Source organism: Paenibacillus sp. FSL H3-0302, from assembly GCF_037982245.1.
Lineage (GTDB): Bacteria > Bacillota > Bacilli > Paenibacillales > Paenibacillaceae > Paenibacillus_AQ > Paenibacillus_AQ odorifer.
Genome location: NZ_CP150284.1, coordinates 848,467 through 869,941 on the forward strand (window position 1 = coordinate 848,467; position 21,475 = coordinate 869,941).

At 45.7% G+C, this 21,475-nt stretch carries 16 protein-coding genes; 11 read left to right on the top strand and 5 right to left on the bottom strand.

The genetic code is table 11. From position 1 onward, the window contains the following. Nucleotides 1–244: 244 nt before the first annotated feature. The 4 genes from MHH50_RS03690 to MHH50_RS03705 all read left to right on the top strand — a co-directional run bounded on the left by MHH50_RS03690 (nucleotide 245) and on the right by MHH50_RS03705 (nucleotide 6,471). On the top strand, nucleotides 245–1,801 hold the full coding sequence (locus tag MHH50_RS03690; RefSeq protein ID WP_076282568.1) for a glycosyltransferase family 39 protein: 1,557 nt from the start codon (nucleotides 245–247) through the stop codon (nucleotides 1,799–1,801). Nucleotides 1,802–1,832: 31 nt separating this feature from the next. After that, nucleotides 1,833–2,081, top strand: a complete 249-nt coding sequence (locus MHH50_RS03695; RefSeq protein ID WP_076282569.1) for a hypothetical protein — start codon at nucleotides 1,833–1,835, stop codon at nucleotides 2,079–2,081. Nucleotides 2,082–2,177: 96 nt separating this feature from the next. Continuing rightward, a complete protein-coding gene (yaaA, locus tag MHH50_RS03700; RefSeq protein WP_076279447.1) occupies nucleotides 2,178–2,930 on the top strand; it encodes a peroxide stress protein YaaA in 753 nt (250 codons plus the stop codon). Between the two features lie 175 nt (nucleotides 2,931–3,105). Next, complete coding sequence (locus tag MHH50_RS03705; protein WP_076282570.1) at nucleotides 3,106–6,471, top strand: hypothetical protein; 3,366 nt, start codon at nucleotides 3,106–3,108, stop codon at nucleotides 6,469–6,471. A gap of 81 nt (nucleotides 6,472–6,552) precedes the next feature. On the opposite strand, the gene MHH50_RS03710 is transcribed toward MHH50_RS03705, so the two are convergent. Both MHH50_RS03710 and MHH50_RS03715 read right to left on the bottom strand, forming a co-directional pair. After that, entirely contained in the window at nucleotides 6,553–8,328 is a 1,776-nt protein-coding gene (locus MHH50_RS03710) for an ABC transporter ATP-binding protein (RefSeq protein WP_036684845.1), read from the bottom strand. Beyond that, nucleotides 8,315–10,126 (bottom strand): ABC transporter ATP-binding protein, encoded by a 1,812-nt coding sequence (locus MHH50_RS03715; protein ID WP_256717556.1) that lies wholly within the window; start codon nucleotides 10,124–10,126, stop codon nucleotides 8,315–8,317. The genes MHH50_RS03710 and MHH50_RS03715 overlap by 14 nt, the downstream gene beginning before the upstream one ends. A 238-nt stretch (nucleotides 10,127–10,364) precedes the next feature. On the opposite strand from MHH50_RS03715, the gene MHH50_RS03720 reads away from it, so the two are divergent. The 3 genes from MHH50_RS03720 to MHH50_RS03730 all read left to right on the top strand — a co-directional run bounded on the left by MHH50_RS03720 (nucleotide 10,365) and on the right by MHH50_RS03730 (nucleotide 14,831). Beyond that, nucleotides 10,365–11,066, top strand: coding sequence for an ABC transporter ATP-binding protein (locus tag MHH50_RS03720; RefSeq protein ID WP_036684849.1), 702 nt, complete (start codon nucleotides 10,365–10,367; stop codon nucleotides 11,064–11,066). A 13-nt stretch (nucleotides 11,067–11,079) separates the two neighbouring features. Continuing rightward, nucleotides 11,080–13,725 carry an FtsX-like permease family protein gene (locus tag MHH50_RS03725; protein WP_340033962.1) on the top strand — a complete coding sequence of 882 codons (2,646 nt, stop codon included), beginning with the start codon at nucleotides 11,080–11,082 and terminating at the stop codon, nucleotides 13,723–13,725. Between the two features lie 698 nt (nucleotides 13,726–14,423). Then, the gene (locus MHH50_RS03730; RefSeq protein WP_340033963.1) at nucleotides 14,424–14,831 is read left to right on the top strand and encodes a hypothetical protein; all 408 of its coding nucleotides are present in this window, start codon (nucleotides 14,424–14,426) and stop codon (nucleotides 14,829–14,831) included. Nucleotides 14,832–14,974: 143 nt separating this feature from the next. Here MHH50_RS03730 and MHH50_RS03735 read toward each other — a convergent pair whose 3' ends face one another. Both MHH50_RS03735 and MHH50_RS03740 read right to left on the bottom strand, forming a co-directional pair. Then, nucleotides 14,975–15,421: a GNAT family N-acetyltransferase gene (locus MHH50_RS03735; RefSeq protein ID WP_076190108.1), complete on the bottom strand. Its 447-nt coding sequence runs from the start codon at nucleotides 15,419–15,421 to the stop codon at nucleotides 14,975–14,977. 21 nt (nucleotides 15,422–15,442) lie between these two features. Then, nucleotides 15,443–16,432, bottom strand: a complete 990-nt coding sequence (locus MHH50_RS03740) for a DUF4003 family protein (protein ID WP_076282572.1) — start codon at nucleotides 16,430–16,432, stop codon at nucleotides 15,443–15,445. Between the two features lie 223 nt (nucleotides 16,433–16,655). Here MHH50_RS03740 and MHH50_RS03745 point away from each other — a divergent pair, with 223 nt between their 5' ends. After that, nucleotides 16,656–17,498 (top strand): aldo/keto reductase, encoded by an 843-nt coding sequence (locus MHH50_RS03745; protein WP_076308493.1) that lies wholly within the window; start codon nucleotides 16,656–16,658, stop codon nucleotides 17,496–17,498. A gap of 44 nt (nucleotides 17,499–17,542) precedes the next feature. On the opposite strand, the gene MHH50_RS03750 is transcribed toward MHH50_RS03745, so the two are convergent. Continuing rightward, nucleotides 17,543–18,109 carry a TetR/AcrR family transcriptional regulator gene (locus MHH50_RS03750; protein ID WP_076128582.1) on the bottom strand — a complete coding sequence of 189 codons (567 nt, stop codon included), beginning with the start codon at nucleotides 18,107–18,109 and terminating at the stop codon, nucleotides 17,543–17,545. 194 nt (nucleotides 18,110–18,303) lie between these two features. Here MHH50_RS03750 and lpdA point away from each other — a divergent pair, with 194 nt between their 5' ends. The 3 genes from lpdA to MHH50_RS03765 are packed head-to-tail and all read left to right on the top strand — an operon-like array spanning nucleotide 18,304 to nucleotide 21,459. Continuing rightward, complete coding sequence (lpdA, locus tag MHH50_RS03755) at nucleotides 18,304–19,698, top strand: dihydrolipoyl dehydrogenase (protein WP_076128584.1); 1,395 nt, start codon at nucleotides 18,304–18,306, stop codon at nucleotides 19,696–19,698. After that, the gene (locus MHH50_RS03760) at nucleotides 19,695–20,324 is read left to right on the top strand and encodes an HlyD family efflux transporter periplasmic adaptor subunit (RefSeq protein WP_340033964.1); all 630 of its coding nucleotides are present in this window, start codon (nucleotides 19,695–19,697) and stop codon (nucleotides 20,322–20,324) included. Before lpdA ends, MHH50_RS03760 begins: the two co-directional genes overlap by 4 nt. After that, the gene (locus MHH50_RS03765) at nucleotides 20,308–21,459 is read left to right on the top strand and encodes an ABC transporter permease (RefSeq protein WP_076128588.1); all 1,152 of its coding nucleotides are present in this window, start codon (nucleotides 20,308–20,310) and stop codon (nucleotides 21,457–21,459) included. Before MHH50_RS03760 ends, MHH50_RS03765 begins: the two co-directional genes overlap by 17 nt. Nucleotides 21,460–21,475: the final 16 nt, after the last annotated feature.

Below are 21,475 nucleotides of genomic sequence, written 5' to 3' on the forward strand. Positions count from 1 at the left end.
GATTGGAGTAGTTTTCCATTTCCTCTCTTTGTCTCCGCAACTCTCTCCATTTTGAAACTTCCGTATCACATTTGCGATTTTTTGATTCCCAATTGTAGGACGTACCTCTCTTTCTAAATCTCTTCTTTGCGAATTCCCAAACATCCGATTTTCATTGGATTTTCAGTTTGGGTGTTTATAATGCTTTTTATGAATCGGGGCAGCGGATTGTAAAGGGCTTTCGATTGCGCAAAGGAGGTTTTCCATGATAAGAGGAATTCAAAAAACATTGTATCTCATACTTGCATTCTTTATCGGTCTTTTTATCGCATCCTCCTTTTTTATTAGGGCGAAATATAATTATTTCGTATATGGGGACACGCCAATTTTGGAGAGACAACAGCTGGGTCTTTTTATTCTAGTGATCGCAGTGGTGCTGGCATTAAGCGTTATTTTGTATAAAATGTGCCTGAAGCTTAATAAGTACAGTTGGAAAATAGTCATTCCAGCCATACTGCTGTTTTCTTTTGCAATCCAGATGGTGATTATCTTTCTGTTTCCACGCTTGCCGACGGATGATTCACAGACAGTCCTTTCATTGGCACTCGACATGCTGTACAGGAATGATTATTCGTCGTTTGACACGAACGGCTATCTGCATATGTTTCCGTTTAATTTTTCGATCGTTTTATATTTAAAGACGTTGTTGTTGATCTTTCCGGATAATTATCTGGTAATCAAAATATTTAATATTCTGTTTACACTCTTAACCTCATTAATGATTTACATGCTGTATAAAGAGCTCAATTATAAGTCCAAGGATAAGGATTATGGCATCCTCGTGTTTGCTGCAACCTATATCCCTTCATTGTTTATGAGTAATTTTATCTATAACGATGTGATCGCTACCGCCTTTCTGACAAGTGCTTTATATTTTGCCATAAGATTTATTAAAAGAAGGTCCATTAAGGATATTCTCTTCGCAGCTCTCTTACTGGCAATAGGTAACTATTTCCGCAGTATCGGTGTTATTTTTCTGATTACCGTGGTGGCGGGTCTTTTATTTAACATACGTTCTATCGGGGTGAAAAAGGTTTTTAGCGCTTTGTTTATCACGGCCATATTGTTTAATGTTCCCGGCTGGACGCAAAATGCTGTGCTGCAGGCGACGAATGTTGTAGATGAACCGATGAACGAAAATTCCGCACCTGTCTACATGTGGCTGAATATGGGGATCAATCTGGAGACGTTTGGGTTCTGGGACAACCGGGAGAGCTACGCTATCTATCAGCAGGATGCAAATTATAATAAGGCAGAAAGTACGGAGTTATTTAAAGAAGAAATCAGTAATAAACTCTCCGAGGCGGGCCTAAGTGACTTAGTGAAGATGTATTATAAAAAAATCGTTTGGACCTGGACGGAAGGAACCTACCAGATGGAACGATATGGGCTCGGAAATGACGGATCATCCAGTAACGGGGGAAGAATGGGCTTTGTCATGGACCGTTATAGCTACACTAATGCTGCTACGGATTTGTTTAAGGCAGACTCCAATTATAGAAGCGGAATGTTGTGGCTGCTGTATGTTCTGAATTTTCTGATGTATGTATTTATACTCGTTCGCTTAATGGGTGGAATAAGAGCCAAAAGATTTGAAGAGACCTCTTTGATTCTTGTGGTGCTGGGCTTTATCGGATTCTATCTTTTATGGGAGATCAAGTCCCGGTATATTTACCCGGTGTATCCGCTGCTGATCGTATTATCCTACATGGGTTTTAAGGACGTATACGATTATATGTTAAAAAGATGTTTTCCACGTTAACTATGTTCGCTCGGAAAGAGGGGATTCAAAGATGCGGACCAAGCGGTATTTCGCTTTGCTCATAGCAGTGCTAAGTTGTTCCATGGTGCTCGTCTCCTGCGATGCTATTACCGCACAGAAGATAACGAGTACTGACTCCGGGTCAAGAGCGAACGGGGGACAGGGCTTCACCGGCGGGCGGGGGAAAGATGGGGGCGGATCTCCCAACATGAAGGGTGGGACAAGGAGAAACGGCAACCCAGGTACAGATGGCGGTGGCGCACAAGGTGGGCGGCAGTGAACAAATTTCATGAACTTGCCCCAAGCCTACGAAGATTAAGTGTGATAGGATAAGGTTACATTTAAATTCCCCGCGGGGGTAAGAAAAGGGAGCACCATGAGAATCATTATATCGCCTGCCAAGAAGATGAAGATGGATACGGATTTCTTGGATTGCCGCCAGATGCCGCAATTCATAAGCGAGTCGCAGACTCTTCTGGCCTTATTACAAAAGTTGAATTATGAAGAAGCCAAATCGTTATGGAAGTGCAATGATGCCATCGCCACGCTGAATGTGGAGCGGATTCGGGATATGGATGTAACACGGAATCTTACACCGGCTATTTTTTCTTATGAGGGTATCCAGTACCAGTACATGGCACCCGGGGTACTTCAAATGGAGGAGCTGGAATATCTTCAGCAGCATTTACGGATATTATCCGGATTCTATGGAATCGTCCGGCCATTTGACGGCGTTGTGCCGTACAGGCTGGAGATGCAGGCAAAGCTTAGCGGACCTGGTTTCAAGTCTATCTACGAGTTCTGGAACAGGAAGCTGGCAGATCAGCTGTTTTCGGAGACTGACATCATTCTGAATCTGGCCTCTAAGGAATACAGCAAGTGCATCTCCCCTTACATTGGCGGGAATGTTCGAATGGTTAGTTGTGTATTCGGGCAGGAGATCGGCGGTAAGGTAGTAGAGAGAGCGACCCTGGTCAAGATGGCCAGAGGTGAAATGGTACGCTTCATGGCTGAGCGGCAAATCAGCTGTGTGGAGGATATCAAAGGCTTCGACGGATTTGATTTCAGCTTTGCTGATGAGCTGTCGGATGAGCGTACGTATGTGTTTATTCAGAAAAAGAATGACTAGAGCAAGCAGTACATGATGGGTAATTCTGAAGGGGGTTGAATAACCAGCTTCAGGGTTACCTTTATTTTTTGATCAACGAAACCAGATGCTGAATTCTAGTTTTTTTAAAGGGGATAGATTAGGGTATAGAGAATAAAGTTCGGGTGGAATAAGAACAGGTTAACGAGGAGGACTTATGATTTTCAAAAGAGATCCATTGGATAAACAGAGCTTACTTAAAGAATTGGATTCGCTAGGCTATTCCGACAGAATCAAAAAAGTAGCAATCCTAGGCCGTGATCATCTCGGATCTGTCCAGTACTCCCAATTACTAGCCTCTTTGCTGGAGGATGGTGTTTATGAAGCACGACTTGCCTTAATCGGCGCCATTGCAACACAAGATGCTGCTATTATTTTATCAGCACTGCGGCATCCCAAGGCAAGTATCAGAAATACGGCTGCGGGTCTTTTGGCAAAGGTGGCTTCGGATGCTGATATTGAACGTGAGCTCCCCCATTTATCCCATGATTGCCGCCGCAAGCTGTTGCATAGTATTTCACAGATTAACCGTCAGGAATTAGCAGAACGCTTATTGCCTGTAGTGTATGCCCGATGGGGAGCGGAGGAAGCCGCGATTATATTGCAGGCCTGTTATTCGGCTACGGTAAGTAAATGGCTTGCTGATATCGGGTATGCCATAAAAGACTGGAAGAAATTATCCAGCCGGCATCTTAACGTAGTAGCAGAATACTTTGCAACAACACTGGAAAGCACACCACTCAGGGAAAAAGGCTATGTCTGGTGGAGATTCTCATCAGCTCTGGAGATCCTATGCAATCTGAAGGCAGACTTAATGCTGGAGTGTGCGCTGAATCATGGACCTATGGGCATCATACATCCTGCGTTAAAAGAACAGCTTGGCACGCTTGTACGCCAAAATCCTAATAAGGTATATCAACTGTTAACACGAACGGAGTCGCGGAGCGATCTGATTTCTTATGGTATTCCTGAAGCTGTTCTTAAAAGGAAAAAATATTTATCCATGGATCAATGGATGGAGATAGCGAAACTACTCGCAGATCACCCTATGCACATAGCAAAGCTGCTTCATAATATGGCACCTTCTAACCGCAAAGTCATTTTCGATGCTGTGTATGAAGAAGATAAACGTAATGAACGTATTTTTCCGGAAAGATTACTGTATGTATTACCACATGCCTTGCGTGACAAGGAAGCCACCCGGATGCTTGGCCTTCGTGAAATCAATGATGACCGGGAGAGAACAGTCAGATTTACTGCTTGCCGTTCTATTCTTCATTCAAGAGCGGGACTTGAACAAGCAACACAGGTATCCAGTGCAGACGAACGTGCCACGGCGCTTATGCAGCTGATCAGAGGTACCGTTCTGTCGAGACAGGGCATGAATGAAACTTTGGTGTACCTGGGCCGGATTAAAAATGATCAGGATCCTGTCCGGGGCGCTGTGTTTAAAGAGCTATCGGAAAGTCCTGCGTCTGTGTTCACGGATGCCCATGTACAAGAGCTTACTTTGCTTGTTGATAGTGTTATAGAGGCCAGAGATACTTCATATGGTACAAAATTTTCCGTTCAACAACTGGCGTTTGCTATTCTCCGGCATAACGCATTACATCCTCATGGTGAGCTGTTTAAGTTTTCTTTAAAAACGATTCAGAAATTGGCCAAGCAGAATGGGCAGCTTTCCCTTCCATCCTTGGAGAAGAATTTACCCCAGGGAGTAGAAGAGATTATCTTCGACGAAATTTATACATTAGCTGTACAGGCCAACAAAAGAGAAGACTACAATCTGGTATTAAGCCTAGCTAGCTCATTCGGTAAAAGAGGTTACGGCATCATAAAACTTCAGAATCTGTTAAAGGAAGCAACGAAGGCAAAGGCGGATTCTACAGCCATACAAGCGGCCAGATACTGGCTTGCGCCTCGTACAACGCGTGATGCCAGAGTTAAGGAATTATTAGCTTTAGATAAATCGTATATTACGATCCATGAAGTGTTCCAGCATCTGCATCTGAAGCGTCAGGAATGGCTCGATCCTTTTATTTCAGGAGCTATCATTAAGGGCAAGTTCCTATCAGGCAAAACTATCTATCTTGTGCCGGCCGCGGATGGATTCTACAGATGGCTGCCACGTCAGCAACAAGCTTTAAGTGCCTTATTAGAAAAAATTGCATACGATGCCAAACGTAATCTTTGGGAGCGTGCAAGCGTTATTAAGATCATGGCAAGCATGCCTGATCTCGGTTCGGATAGGTTACTTGGGCTTATGCAGGATAAGGAAGTAACTGTAGTAGAAGCTGCACTTCATGCCTTTTCGCTTATGGAAGAACCGGAGAAGGCACTTCCCGTTCTGCTGGAGAATCTGGATGGGGACCGGGCCCGTGTAGCCATGTACTCGATACCCAGATGCATCCGCAGGGTGAATCCGGTGTTACTGGTTACCATGCTGAAAGAGCTTCTGAATCGGGATAAGCTGAAGATCACTGTCAGAAAAGAAGCCATCCGCTTACTGGGCGCTTATAGAAGCGATGACAGCCTTCCGCTATTGATGAATGAGTTCGAGAAACCCAATGCACACAAGGATGTAATCATAGCCATAGGGCATGCTGCCAAACAGCTTTTAGATGATGAACGCGCTTGGGATATGTTAAGTACAATGGCTTCTTCATCAGAAAATGACATCGCAGGAAGTTTATTATCTCAACAGCCTAATGCTCTTCCGCTAGACTTTAGACCACGTTATCTAGGATTAATCCTTGAAATTGCAAGGCACCAAGATGCGTATATTGGCAGATATGCTTTCATTTCTATGATGCGGTGGACAAATGGAAATGAAGGGATTGTTGCAGCTGCCACCGCTCGGTCTATTACGGATTTGGAAGACAGCACTAGATGGGAAACTGCTATGAACACGCTGGTAGAAACCTGTCGCGATGGTAAGATCAATGAGGTTGTAGTTGGTGTATGTCAGAGACTGGTTAGTGCAGCGATAAGGGATGAATGGAACGCCACTGCCAAAAGAGATTTGCCTCATCGGCAACGTCTACTGAAATTAGTCAACCAGCTGATAGCTTTGCCAAAAATCACCCGGATGCACCTTATCCCTTTGTATACGGACCTGATTGACTGTCTGGCATCTGATGAGACCTTACAGCAAACTGTGATGAAATTGTATATAGCAGCAATAGACTGGAATAACGTGGAGGAATCCGCCAATTATCTGAATCGGATGGTTACCACTATTTCAAATCAACCCCAGCTATTAAGCGATGTTTATAAGCAGGTCGCGTATAATTTAGAAGAGAGCACGGGATACTGGAGTCCGGAAACTTTATTGGAAATTGTAGATGTTCTAGGGTCTGAGAGCCGTTACGAATCTCAGTATATTGGACTTTCGTTACTTGAAGTTGCCGGAAGTGCTCTATTGTGGAGTCCAGAGCCTGCAGAGCGTCTGCGGTTGTACAGAGATCACACGAACCTTGCGGTTCGCTCACTTGCGCTAAATATTTGGACGGCGATAGATTAGTTTTTGATATTTTTTGAAAATAATAAAACATCAAAAAGCTCAGGCTGCAAATCGGCCTGAGCTCTTTTGATGTTTATTCGATTAAGCTTCCATCTTCTGTGCTGTGTAGAGGCGGTAGTAAAGGCCCCGCTGTGCGATAAGCTCATCATGTGAGCCGCTTTCCGCGATGCCTTTGTTAGATACGTACATAATACGATCGCAGTTTTTTACGGTGGAGAGGCGATGCGCGATAATGAACGAGGTGCGTCCCTTAAGCAGTTCATTCAGCCCTTTTTGTAATAAGCGCTCAGTCTTCGCATCAATGGAAGAAGTGGCTTCATCCAAGATGAGAATGCGCGGATCTGCCAAAAGTGTTCTTGCGAACGAAATGAGCTGCCGCTGTCCTTGAGACAGCTTGGAGCCACGTTCATTGACCTCTGTCATGTAGCCTTGATCGAATTCACGGATGAATTCGTCGGCGCAAACGGCCTTTGCAGCGGCGATTACTTCTTCTTCGGTCGCATCCAGTCGGCCGTACCGAATATTGTCCAGAATGGTACCGGAGAAGATGAAGCTATCCTGTAACATAATCCCCATCTGGCTGCGAAGAGATTTTAACGTCACCTGCGAGATATCCTGGCCGTCGATCAGAATCTGACCACTGGAAATGTTATAAAAGCGTGAGATCAGATTGACGACGGTTGTTTTGCCCGCACCTGTGGGTCCTACCAGCGCGATGCTTTCTCCCGCTTTGACCTTGAAGGAGATATTCTCCAGAATATTAAGCCCCGGGTCATAGGCGAAAGTTACATCGTCGAAGGTCACATGGCCCTGTACAGATGGCAGTGTTTTTGCATCCGGGATATCACTGACGGTAACCGGTTCATCCAGCGTTTCGAAGATACGCTCAAGATAGGCAACGGCGTTGATGAAGTTATTGTACAGGTTCGAAAGATTCAGAATCGGCTGCCAGAAGCGGGCAGCGTAGCTGCTCATCGCCAGAATGACACCGAGGGTCATGTCTTGAGGACTCAGTGTTAGTAGGCCTACAAGGAAAATCAATGATGTAACGATCGTGGACAAGTTGTCTACGGAGAACGGAATAAGTAAGTTGTAACGTTGAGCCTTCATCCATTCTTTACGGAAATTACCCGCGAGACGTGTGAAGATTCCTTCGTTACGTTGTTCCCGGGAGAACATTTGTGTCACACCAATACCGCTGATGCTCTCTTGCAGATAGGCGTTCAGGTTGGAGCTTTTGTTGGACACTGCTTGCCATGCCCGGCGTTGCCGGGTTTTGATCAGCAGCATGATGCCAAGGAAGACTGGCAGTCCGGCAAGGATGACAAATGAGAGTCGTACATCGACAGCGAACATGAAGGCTGCGATAAAGAGCAAATTCACGATTTCTAGAATAAAGTTGATAATCCCGTTGGACAGCACATCTGAAACGGCGTTGACGTAGTTTACGACCCGGATAAGGATCTTGCCCTGTGGACGGTCGTCATAATATTTAAAAGGCAATTCTTGCAGATGCTTAAACAAATCCGTTCGGATGTCAAAAATAATATCCTGCCCAACACTCGTCATGATGCGCGAGCGTATCGTAGCCAGATAAACGCTGACCACGATGGTCACAAGCATCAGTGCAGCCCAACCCAGCAGTGCAAGCTTCTCTTTTGCCGGAATGGTCACGTCGATGACATGTTGCATGATCAGCGGAGCCGACAGTGAAATGGCTGCTGAAAGTGCACTGAGCACGAACGCAACAATCATTGGCGTTTTCTTTCGTTTGATATATACCATCGCACGCCGGAAGTGTTTTATATTAAACGGCGATTCAAGATTCTCATCGACGTCAAATTTATTCCTTGCCACTTGCGGTCACCTGCCTTCCAATACCCTCGTTCTGCAGTTTAAACACTTCGTAATAGTAACCACGTTTCGCTAGCAGTTCAGTGTGAGTCCCTTCCTCAACTAGCTTCCCGCCATCCAGAATGAGAATACGGTCGGCTTGCGAGGTAGTAGATACACGCTGCGCAATAATAATTTTCGTACAAGGATAGTCCAGTTCACGTAGACTTTTTTGGATATGCTCCTCCGTCTCAAGGTCGACCGCAGAGGTCGTATCATCGAGAATCAGAATAGGACGGTGTACCGCCAAAGCACGCGCTAAGGCAATACGCTGCTTTTGCCCCCCCGACAGTCCGACTCCGCGTTCCCCGACAACGGTATCATAACCTTCAGGCATTTTGGTAATGAAGTCGTGTGCGGCTGCGAGCTCTGCATAACCCATTGCATCTTCTTCCGGAAGATCAGGATCGCCATAGGCGATGTTTCCATCAATGGTATCAGAGAACAAGAGTACATCTTGGGTCGCCATGCCGATATTTCCACGAAGTTCATCAAGCTCCAGCTGCCGAACATCAACACCGTCTACGAGTACGCGCCCTTCAGCTACATCGTAGAAGCGAGGGATGAGGTTGATGATTGTTGTTTTGCCTGATCCTGTCGCGCCCATGATTGCTACAGTTTCACCGGGTTCAACGGTAAAGCTAATATCGTCCAGTACGATAGCGCTATCATATTTGAAGCGGACATGATCGAATTCAATCCGGCCTTCATAACGGCGTTTGTCAGTGACAGTATGCTCATTAACAATATTTGGCCGGGCATAATAGATATCTACGATTTTGGACAAGCTCGCAAAAAAGCGCTGAATGTCGTTGATAATGATACCGATGTTGCGCATAGGGTTCGATATAGCCCAAATAAGCGAAGAGAAGGCCATAAACTCACCGAAGGTGATCCGGCCGTTCATAAGGAACAAACCACCAACCAACATAAGGATTACGTTGAAGCCCTGAGCGAAGGATTCCAGATAAGGAAAATAATCAAGCCATACAAGGGCAGCCTTTTTGTTCGCTGTAGAATAGTTGACATTCTTCTCTGTGAATTTTTCGACTTCGAATTCTTCACGGGCAAAAGCCTTGACCACACGGTTGCCTGAGATATTCTCCTGTGTAGTCGTGTTAAGCTGGGACAGCCGTTCACGCAGGTCAATATACATAGGACGGACGCGTTTAGCGAATATGTAAGCCACGATAAAAATGGGCGGTGACAGGATAAGCATCCACAGCGTCAGTTCCGCATCTATGGTGAAAAAATAGATAACGGCGGCAAGGAAGATCGTTAGCGATTCAATGATCGTCTTAAAAATCCAGGCCATAGAGTGACGGACCATGTCCAGATCGCCTGTCATCTTGGTCATGAGATCGCCGGTACGATTATGATCGTAGTATTTTCTGTCCTGTCCCTGAATTTTGTTGTACAAATAAATGCGGACATTGTACATCATATTTTGCGAGGATATCTCGTACTGCATGGTCGTGAAATATGCGAGACCTGTGCGCAGTAGAGAAAATCCGATCATGCCCAGACAGAGCATAATCAATAATTGCCGTTCTTGTGTAAGATTCTGCAGGGCGTTGTCACCGGCTATAAACGTATCGACAATGCGCTGACTGATGTACGGATTCACGATTGTAAGACTTGAGCCCACCACCGAAAGGCAGAGTGCCAGAATATATCGCGTCCGGTTTCCCTCTAGGTTCTGCCATAGCCATTTCAGTTCGAACATCTGATCACCTGTTTCTGATTGTTCTTGTTCTTTCACTCTTGCCTGAAAAGAGTAAATAAAACAAAGTGATTATAACATTATCAAATGACTAAGTATCGTTTACGGTAAAATTTCCTTGTTACATTATTGTTACAAAAAAATGAACTTATTAATGATGTGAATTTCACCTTGTGTAATGAGGGTTTGCCATTCGGGCTTGGGCGTTCTAATTATGATAAACTGAGACAATGTAGAGTAATTAGACTTAGTTCGGATAGGGACAGGAGGAAGAGGAATGAGTTTTGTTGCTGTAAAAGGGGAGTACAAGCGTTACAAGATGGGCGAGAATGTAATTGTCGCGAATGACGGGATTGATTTTGAGATAAAAAAAGGTGAATTTGCCGTGATCGTCGGCCCAAGTGGTGCGGGTAAATCTACGGTGCTTAATATTCTGGGTGGAATGGATTCCGCCGATGAAGGTCAGGTCATTGTGGATGGCATTGATATCGCCAAGTTTAGTGCCAAGGAGCTGACAGGCTACCGCCGCAATGACGTAGGTTTTGTATTTCAGTTCTATAATCTAGTACCTAATCTGACCACACTGGAAAATGTTGAGCTTGCTTCGCAGATTTCCCCGCGTGCACTAGATGCACGTAAGGTGCTGGAGGATGTGGGTCTGGGCGCGCGGTTAGATAATTTCCCGGCTCAGTTGTCCGGTGGTGAGCAACAACGTGTCGCTATCGCCAGAGCGTTGGCTAAACAGCCGAAGCTGCTGCTCTGCGACGAGCCGACAGGGGCGCTTGATTATAACACCGGCAAGCAGGTGCTGAAGCTGCTGCAGGATACTTGTCGTAACACCGGGACAACAGTCATCGTAATTACACATAATCTGGCGATCGCTCCGATGGCTGACAGGGTTATAGAGATTAACAACGCTAAGGTACGGAAGATGGTGATCAATCCTTCGCCGGTATCCGTTGACGATATTGAATGGTAAGGAGAAGGCATCTATGAAAAAGCGAGCATTGTGGAAAGATATTTTTCGTGAAATTGGGCATACCAAAGCCCGGTTTATTTCGATTTTTGCAATTATTATGTTAGGCGTCAGCTTTTTTGCCGGAATCAAGGCCACTGGGCCAGATATGCTGAATACAGCTGGAACCTTTTACAAAGAGCAGCGCTTGATGGATCTGAAGGTGCAGACTAACTACGGCCTGACCGAAGACAACATCGGGTTACTCAGAAATGTACAGGGGATCGATGAGATTCAGCCGAGCTATAGTGCAGATGTATTCATAGGTGATAATGCCTTAATACTTAAAGTCAATTCTTACAACACGGATAAACCACTTAATCAATACCGTATAATTGAAGGCCATCTACCGGAGCATTCCGGTGAAATCGTGCTGGACGATAAGCTAGCGGAAGAATATGCGTTGGGTGACAAGGTATCTTTCAGTGGAAACGGTACGGATGCGGAGCTGTCGAACAGCTTCGAGACACTGGAGTATACCGTAGTTGGCTTTGTTAGAAGTCCACAGTTTATTGAGCAAAGTACCCGGGGCACCAGTGGGATCGGTAAAGGTACGGCGGATGCGTTCGCCGCGATCCCGGAGTCAGATTTCAAGCTTCCGGTGTATACGGAAGCCTATCTGTCCTTTAAGGATACAGCCGGGGTGAAGGCTTATTCGCCGGAGTATGAAGATCTGATCGAACAGCATACCCATGCTGTAGAGCAGGCGATGTCTGGCGTGCCGGAAGCACGGCTTGCTGAGCTGCGGGCGGAAGGCGAGAAAGAGCTTTCTGGTGGCCGCGCAAAGGTGGCCGCCGCCGAGCAGCAGCTTGCGGATTTGCAGCGCCAGCCGGAGGAAGTGCAGCAGGAACAGGCTGCAAGTATGACGGCAATTGCTGCCGGACTTGCTTCTGCCAAGGAGGAATTGGCGGCAGGGGAGCAAAAGCTTGCAGAGCTGGAGCAGCTTAAGGTCTACGTTACTGACCGAAGCGCTAATCCGGGATATGCCGAATATAAAGATAACGCTGATCGGTTATCGGCGATTGCCAGTGCGTTTCCTGTGTTCTTTTTCCTGATTGCTGCGCTGGTCAGCTTGACGACCATGACACGGATGGTTGAGGAGCATCGCCTGCAGATTGGGACACTGAAAGCACTCGGTTATGGCAATCGCGACATTATGGCCAAATTCCTGGTCTACGGTACACTTGCCAGTCTGGCGGCTTCAATTGCGGGTCTTGCGGTTGGTTTTACCCTGTTTCCGGGTATTATCTACGATGCGTATAGTGCAATCTATAATTTACCGGATATCACGAAGAACTTCTATCTTTCGTATTCGATCATATCCGTTATCGTAGCGTTAATATGTACTACGTTGACGGCGTGGATTGCCTCACGGGTAGAACTGCGCAGCAATGCTTCCGTATTGATGCGTCCGAAGGCACCAAAGAGTGGCCAGCGTATTTTACTGGAGCGGATCACTTTTATATGGAAGCGATTGAGCTTTGTCCAAAAGGTTACCGCACGGAATCTATTCCGCTATAAGCAGCGGATGTTCATGACTGTATTCGGCGTGGCTGGCTGTACAGCGCTGATCCTGACGGGATTTGGTCTCAAGGATTCAATTGGCAGCATCGCCGGGTCGCAGTTCGGCACGATTATGAAATATGATGCACTTGTGGCGCTGCATGAAGATGTGTCTGCCGATGTGCTAAAAGCCTACGACCAACTAATCACTGGTGAATCTGCAGTAACTGGGACGCTGAGTGTGGCGCAAGAACGGATGACCGCACATGCTATTGGTGTAAATGACCAAGAGGTTCATCTGTTCGTTCCTACCTCTGTTAACTCTTTATCCGATTTCGTGGAGTTGCGTGATCGAAAAAGTGGAGAAGGGCGGATGCTTACGGATGATGGGGCTATTATCTCAGAGAAGCTGGCTAAGCTGTATGGGCTGGAGTCTGGTGATAAATTGACCGTGGTGGACAAAGATAATGAAACATTCGAGATTGAGGTCGCAGCGATTACAGAGAATTATGTAATGCACTATGTTTATATGACACCGGCATATTATGCTTCTGTGTTCGGAGAAAAACCGCTATTCAACACAGAACTGCTGAACTACACCGCACACGATAAAACATGGGAAGACAAATTTGGTGAGAAGCTGACGGCTAATGAGGGCGTCGCTGCCATCAGCTTTTCCAGCAGTGTAGGCTCCGCCTTCGATGAGACTATGAAGAGTATGGACGTTGTAACCTTGGTGCTCATTGTTTCAGCGGCGGCATTGGCTTTTGTCGTCCTCTACAATTTGACCAATATCAATGTGTCCGAGCGGATCCGGGAGCTGTCAACCATTAAGGTACTGGGCTTCTACGACAAGGAAGTAACCATGTATATTTACCGCGAAAATATGCTGCTTAGCCTACTCGGTATTGTGGCTGGATCGGGTCTCGGCATAGTGCTGCATAGCTTCGTCCTGAAGACGGCCGAGCTGGATGCGACGATGTTCGCTCCGATCATCAAGTGGCCAAGTTATATTTATGCGGCGCTCCTAACCCTATTGTTCTCCGGTATAGTCATGGCGTTCATGCATATTAAGCTCAAACGAATCCATATGATAGAGGCTTTGAAGTCGGTGGAATAGCATCTAAAAATGCCAGAGCTGCGGCTTTTTCTATGGAATAGCTTCACTGGAGTCCGAAACTATGCCTCAAAGGCGGTAAATGAGCAAATAGTGTCCTCTGGGTCCGTAAGCAACAGGGGATGGTTAGGAACCGACGCTATCGTTCGCTATCGTTCGCAATCGTTCGCAATCGATGCCATCCGATGATTTCTGACGATATTGTTTGCTATCTGAATCTATGCCTGACGCTATCGGACGCTATCGGACCCAGATGACCTTAAACGCCGGATTATCCGCCATTTGGGATGTTATCGGACTCCATAGCAGCTATTGGCATAAAAAACGCCAGAAATGCGGCTCTTTCTATAGAATAGCGACACTGGAGTCCGAAACTATGCCTCAAAGGGGGTAAATGAACAAATAGCGTCATCTGGGTCCGGAAGCAACAGGGGATGGTTAAGACCCGAAGATATCAGATGCCATCCGACGGTTTCTGACGATATTGTACGCTATCGGACCCAGATGGCCTTAAACGACGGATTATCCGTCATTTGGAATGTTATCGGACTTCACAGCAGCTATTAGCATAAAAAACGCCAGAAATGCGGCTCTTTCTATGTAATAGCGACACTGGAGTCCGAAACTATGCCTCAAAGGCAATAAATATGCCAATAGTGTCATCTGAGTCCGAAAGCAACAGAGAGCATTGATTTGGCGATGTGCACGAGGGTATATGCGTAGATTTAGAAGTAGTTGCAGAAGTAGAAGTAGAAGTAGAAGTAGAAGTAGAAGTAGAAGTAGAAGTAGAAGTAGAAGTAGAAGTAGAAGTAGAAGTAGAAGTAGAAGTAGAAGTAGAAGTAGAAGTAGAAGTAGAAGTAGAAGTAGAAGTAGAAGTAGAAGTAGAAGTAGAAGTAGAAGTAGAAGTAGAAGTAGAAGGAGAAGTAGAAGTAGAAGTAGAAGTAGAAGTAGAAGTAGAAGTAGAAGTAGAAGTAGAAGTAGAAGTAGAAGTAGAAGTAGAAGTAGAAGTAGAAGTAGAAGCAGAAGCAGAAGCAGAAGCAGAAGCAGAAGCAGAAGCAGAGGTAGAGGTAGATACAGGTGAGCCGAATACTCGGAGCCGCTACGCCTAGCTCCTCCTATCCGCTCCTAGCTTAGCCAACCTAAACTGCAGACAACTAAACAACAGAGTAGCGTTCTCAAACGAGAGAATCGCTGCTCTGTTGTCTTTTTACAATATTAAAATGCATTGAACTGTCTCCTGCATAGGAAAAAGCTACTTAAGCGACATGTGCAGGATAGGAAAAGGATTACCTTGTTCGTCGAGTGCTGAACGCTCAAAAACCTGAAATCCCATATGCTCATAGAAACCTAAAGCTTGGGGATTTTGCTCATTCACATCCACGAGGTGTACGGCGAGTTTCTGCATGACATAAGCTACTAGCGCTTTTCCAACCCCTTTTCCCATTGCAGCAGGTTCTACGAACAGCATTTCAATCTTTTTATTCTGAACCCCTATGAAGCCAAGCAACTGTTCCTCATCATCTGTAAAAGCAAACAAATCGCTTATGCCCTCAAGCGCCTGCGTGACCAGCGGCCGCAAAGCATCAATATCCTGCTCGGATAGAAAAAGATGAGTATGCCGCACGGATGATTCCCAAATGTTCAGTAGACGGTTTAACAATTCTTCATTTCTAGTTGTGAAGATTTTTATTGAGTCCATATCTTTCCCTCACGATTCAATCTAATTCGAAGAAGAAGCTGCAGCCGCAGCTGATGCAGCCGCTGCCCCGGCAAGAGCAGCCTGTTGCGCAATTATAATATTGGTAATGTTGGTAGAAAGCATCGTAGTTAATACGCCGTTTTGCACATCCTCCACAGATCTGAAGGCTACCAGTGCAGAAGACAAGAGCAGTAATTCCTGCTTGCCAATAGACCAGTTCCCGAAGCCCTTTTTTGTACGCAAAAATTCGTAAGTCTCCGAGACATCAGTAACGATGTCCTCCTTGTTGCAAGGGAGCAGGGATAACACGCCCAGTGAGGAGAGGGTATATTCCTTGTCTAGCCGGATACCCTGTGCACGAAATGCATCTCTTAATGCCAATACACGGTCCGCTGCTTGAGGGGCTTCTTCCCCAAGAACCAATACCTGGGTCAGGGCTTGCACACTGTTGCCTGACATAAACTCGGGCTTAAGCGTTACATAGAGCTGCTCCATGCGGTCCACGCCACTCTCAACATCGATATCCGAAAGACCAAGCATCGCGGAGAAGATATAATCGTCCTGTCCGGTAAGGAAACGATGTTTTGCCTTCATACTATCGTAAAATAGCTTTGCCCGTTCTACCGTACGCTGATATTGATCCGATGTTTCATTAGCAGCGATTTGATAGGCAGCAACGACGAGATAATCAGAGGCTCTGAATTTGGCTTCCTTCATTAAATCATACACGGCAAGTGTGTTTGCAAGCAGAGTTTCCTTCTCGTCAGAAAGAGAGAGCAGGGCAGCAATGCTGATCACCGAAGTCCCTCTAAATTGAGAGAAAATCCCGGTACTCTCCTTAATTAGCTCATAGCTGGCACGGATGGCTTCGTCATCTGCAACTTTGTCTTCTACAGCATACAATAGTGCCGCTAACCGATTAACCATTGCATTTTGCCATGGGAAAGCTTTTTTGATCCTCTGAGCGTTGTCTGCGAACAATTCAAGCCTAGCAGGATATTGCTCCTTCATTGGATACACCTCTTATCTCTACTTTTAATTCATAACATTACGAAAATCCTGTGTTGTAGATTCATTTTACTATAAAAAATAAATCGGATGCCCACGAAAGCGGCTTACTAATAGGCTAGAGGTTGTTCAGGTGACCCGATGATTGAGTTTACTATGAGGATGTTATAATAATTATAAGATGGATCGACTGGGGTTTAAATGACAACAAAGGAGAAGAGCGACGATGACTGAGAGAATACCTGAAATCGTATTGAACGATGGAGTGAAGGTGCCTGCGATTGGTTTTGGTACCTACGCGTTAAACGGAACTGAGGGAGCACAAAACATCACTAAGGCGATTGATGTTGGCTATCGTCTGATCGACACTGCATTTAATTATGAGAACGAAGGTGCTGTAGGCCAGGCTGTTCGGCAAAGTTCTGTGCCTAGGGAAGAGCTACTCATTACTTCCAAACTGCCAGGACGCCATCACTCTTATAAAGAAGCGTTGTCTACTATACAGGAGTCTTTATTCAGAGCCGGATTGGATTACTATGATTTCTATCTCATCCACTGGCCTAACCCTAGAGTGAATTTATATGTTGAGGCCTGGCAGGCGATGATCGAGGCACGTAAGCAAGGGTTGATTCGCTCCATCGGTGTATGTAACTTTTTGCCGGAGCATATTGAACGTTTGATACAAGAAACTGGTGTAGCGCCGAGTATGAATCAGATTGAGCTGCATCCTCACTTTAATCAGGAAGAGCAACGTGCATGGAACAAAGAGCATGGGGTAGTGATTGAATCGTGGAGTCCATTGGGACGGGCTAGCAGTGTACTGGAAAATGAGGAAATAGCGGAAATAGGCAAGGTTCATAATAAATCGATATCGCAGGTTATCTTACGTTGGCATATACAGCTTGGGGCTATTCCCATTCCAAAGGCTTCTTCTCTAGAGCATCAGCGTGATAATCTGAATATTTTTGATTTTGAATTATCGGAAGCGGAGATGACCGTTATTTCCGCATTAACCTCGCCAACAGGTCGCATAGCTGATCAAGATCCCGCATCGTATGAAGAATTTTAATAAATTTAACTACAACACGCCATTTATTGGCGTGTTTTTTTATATTAGGCTCTTACTAGCGCTTTGGCATACTGTTTGCCAGACGAGAGTAGGTTGTCGCTCAGTTCAGGATCTTTAACCGTCCGTGCAAGAACAAGGGAGCCAACCATAGTACTGAACAGTGCACTACCTTTGGACGCGTCAATTCCCGCCAGATTAGAGATAAAAGCAATCATCCGCTCCAGTTCCTGCGTGAATACCTGCCGAACTTCTTCTGAGGAACGGGATATTTCGCTAGAAAGGGCAGGAATAATGCAGCCCATCTCCATTTTGTCGCGGTGATACGGACTTAAATAATAATCAATGACAGCATTGATTTTGGGGTTCTGCTCTTCCTGGTCAGCGACCTTCTGCAGAAGTGCGATGGTATCGCTGATGGCATACCGGCAGGCTTCCGCGACAAGCTGTTCTTTGTTGTCAAAATGGGAATAAAACCCGCCATGAGTTAATCCGGCCCCCTTCATAATGAACGGAACGCTTACATCGTGAATACCGTTGGTGCGAAAAGCCTGAGCAGCACTTTCAACGATTTTATTTCGAACTTTTATTTTATGACCTTTGGGATACGGCATTGTAATCACTCCACAGCTTCATAGTTCTACTTTTAAAATATTATAGGCGTCATAATAAAGCCTGTCAATTTAGCGATTCTGAGAAAGTTAGCTTGTGAAAGGCGAGGCAAGGTTATTGACTGATTTAAAATATGATGGTAATAATATATTACGATCATCATATTTTAAAAAAGTTCAACAGGAGGTATCAGGAGATGAGTAAGCTTGAAGCCGTAGAAACATTGGTCATTGGATCAGGTCCGGGAGGTTATGTGGCGGCGCTGCGATCTGCACAGCTTGGGATGAAAACAGCGATTGTTGAACGCAACCAGCTTGGCGGAGTCTGCACGCATGTTGGATGTATCCCATCCAAAGCATTAATTGCTGAATCACATCGCTATGATTTGCTCAGTCCTTTCAATTTTGTAGATGCGTCAGCATCTTTTAAAAATGCTCAGGATTTTAAACAAGGAGTTGTGAATAAGCAGGCAGGTGGAGTCAGTTATTTATTAAAGACTGCTGGGGTGAGCATTTTCGAAGGAGAGGCTAGCTTGGTTGATGAACATACAGTTATCATCAGTCAGTCTGGACAGGAGCAAACCTTATCCTTTAAAAACGCTATCCTGGCTACAGGATCTCGTCCGATTGAGCTGCCAGCCTTTCCTGTTGGCGGACGTATTTTGTCTTCCACAGAAGCGCTGTCGCTCCCTGAGATTCCAACTAGCCTAGTAGTTATAGGTGGGGGCTATATTGGTGTCGAGCTGGGGCAGATGTATGCCAAATTCGGAACAAAGGTAACGATTCTGGAAGGGGGAGAACAAGTGCTGCCTGGATTTGAGGCGGAGCTTGTGAGCCCTGTTGGAAAGCAGCTGAAAGCCGATGGCATGAAGATTATTACCGGAGCGACAGCTGTGAACGTAGTGGAGAGTGCAGATACCATTACACTGCATTATTTAAAAAATCAGGAACAGCAGCATGTTACAGCGGAATATGTGTTAGTTACTGTGGGCAGAAAACCAAATACAGACGGCAATTTAGGACTAGATCGCATAGGCTTGCCAGTGACGAGTAGGGGATTGATTGCGACGGACGAACAGTGCAGAACAGCTATCCCGCATATTTTTGCAATTGGAGATATTACGGCAGGCCCGACTCTCGCTCATAAGGCATCGTACGAAGCAAAGATTGCGGCAGAGGCCATTGCAGGTCTCTCCTCCGAAGTTGATTATCGAGCCATCCCGCTCGTTGTTTTTTCGCACCCAGAGCTGGCCAGTGTCGGCTTAAGTGAAACAGAAGCAAAGGCAAAAGGCATTTCGCTGGTTATTGGCAAATCCTCCTTTGGGATTAACGGGAGAGCCTTGGCCTTGAGGGAGACGGAAGGTTTCGTCAAGCTTGTAGCGGACCTAAATTCAGGAGTCGTAGTGGGTGCACAAATCGTTGGAGTAGAGGCATCCACACTCGTGTCGGAGCTTGCTCTTGCTATTGAGATGGGAGCCACTGTAGAGGACTTGGCGATGACCATTCACCCTCATCCCACATTGGGAGAAGTAATTATGGAGGCTGCTGAAAATGCAGTTAAAAAAATGGTGATGAAAGAGAGTGGAAAATGAAGATAAAAGCAGGGCTATATATAGGAATTGCGATTGTGCTGATTGTTGGAGGGGCGCTTCTTGCTGTAAAAGGAAAGGATGCAGTCAGTCAGGCTGAGAGCAGGAAACAAGGGATTCTAGATGCGGAGCAAAAGACAATATTTTATCAGAATAGTCCAGGGTCAATTGTCGAGGTCGGTGTGGCTGCAGGTGATTCTATAAAACAGGGAGAGGTGCTGTTTAAGGTTAAATCTGCTGAAGGAGAAACGGATGTAGTTGCGCCGGAGGACGGATCAGTCAACAAGATTATTGTAAAGCCGGGGGATCTAGTCCAGCTAGGAATGCCAATGGCGGTTTTGCAAAAAAACAGCTTTTATACAGATCTCTACATACAAGAAAGTGAAATCCAAAAGCTAGAGGTGAATCAAAGGATTGGCGTTCATTTTCCATATTTGGAGCACCCAACGGAGGTGACAGGTGTAATTACATCTATCGCAGCCGCGCCTCAATTTGCGAGCTTACGTATGTCACGTGAAAAAGGGCAAGCCGATTTAAGCATGTTTCTTGTCCGTGTAACTATGGATGGGAATGCTGATTTGCTTCCGGGGATGACAGCGGAGGTGAAGCTCGATGAAGTCACTGATTGACGAATGGAAGTACGTGGCGGGTAGTAAGTATTTACGCCTGATTTTTATAGGTCCGCTTATTGCGGCCCTGTTTTTTGGCTTAATGTTCTCGAAGAACCAAATCAGCGAATCGCATGTTATTGTCATTGATGAGGATCACAGTTCGTATTCACGACAGCTGATCTCAAAGATAAATGCCTCTCCATATATGAACGTAACAAATGTGTACTCCAGCCGCCTGAACCCAGAGACGTTACTGGCAAATGAGCAGGCTGTAGCAGTCATCATGCTTCCCAAAGAGCTGGGGCAACATCAGCAGCAGGGGATATCAACGAATATTGGCATCTTAATGGATAATACAATGCCATCAGGGTTAACCGGCATCCGGACTGCGATTCAGGAAGTCATCCAGACGGAAAATGTGACTCTTTCTATGACCCGGCTCCTCCAAAAGGGGATGGATGCCGAAACCTCTAAAGGGCTTGCTTCTCCGTTATCTCTCCAGCAGCGGATGTTATTTAACCCGACCACAAGTTATGTGGGTTTTATGGTCATTGGATTTGTGAATATTGTGGTGCTGATGATTACAACAAGCGCAGCGGGTTCAATTGTCCCTCGGTTGCGACAGGAGGGGAAACTCTTTGCAAACGGGAAGTCTCCTTGGCAGATTTGGGTTCGCAGTGTACCTTACGCTGTTTTGACCACTATTTCGCTGCTCCTATGTTACGGCTTATTAAAGCAGGTGGGGGGAATGCGCTTTGAAGCGGAGCCTTATCTGTTTATTATTCCGCTGTTTATATATGCCTTTGCCTTGTCGCTTATGGGCCTGTTGATTGGTTATACTGCCAAAGACGTATCCAAAGTTAATTTACGAACCAATTTCGTGTTGTATCCGTCGTTTCTTGCTACTGGAATCCAGCTGAGCCCACTTGCCTTTCCAGAGTTCTTTCAAATTTCCGCATGGGTATTACCTATGAACTGGCTTAATCGCCTCATACGTGGAATGGCTTTTCGGGATGGGGCGCTAACAGCCTACAGTCAGGAGCTGGGGGCGCTGCTGATGATTATCGGCGTTGTATCCTTATTCATTGGATTGCTGGTGTTTAGGGAGATGAAGAAACCAGAGATTCAGTTCTCAGAATCAGTCAGTGCTTGAGTAATTTGATCTAGTC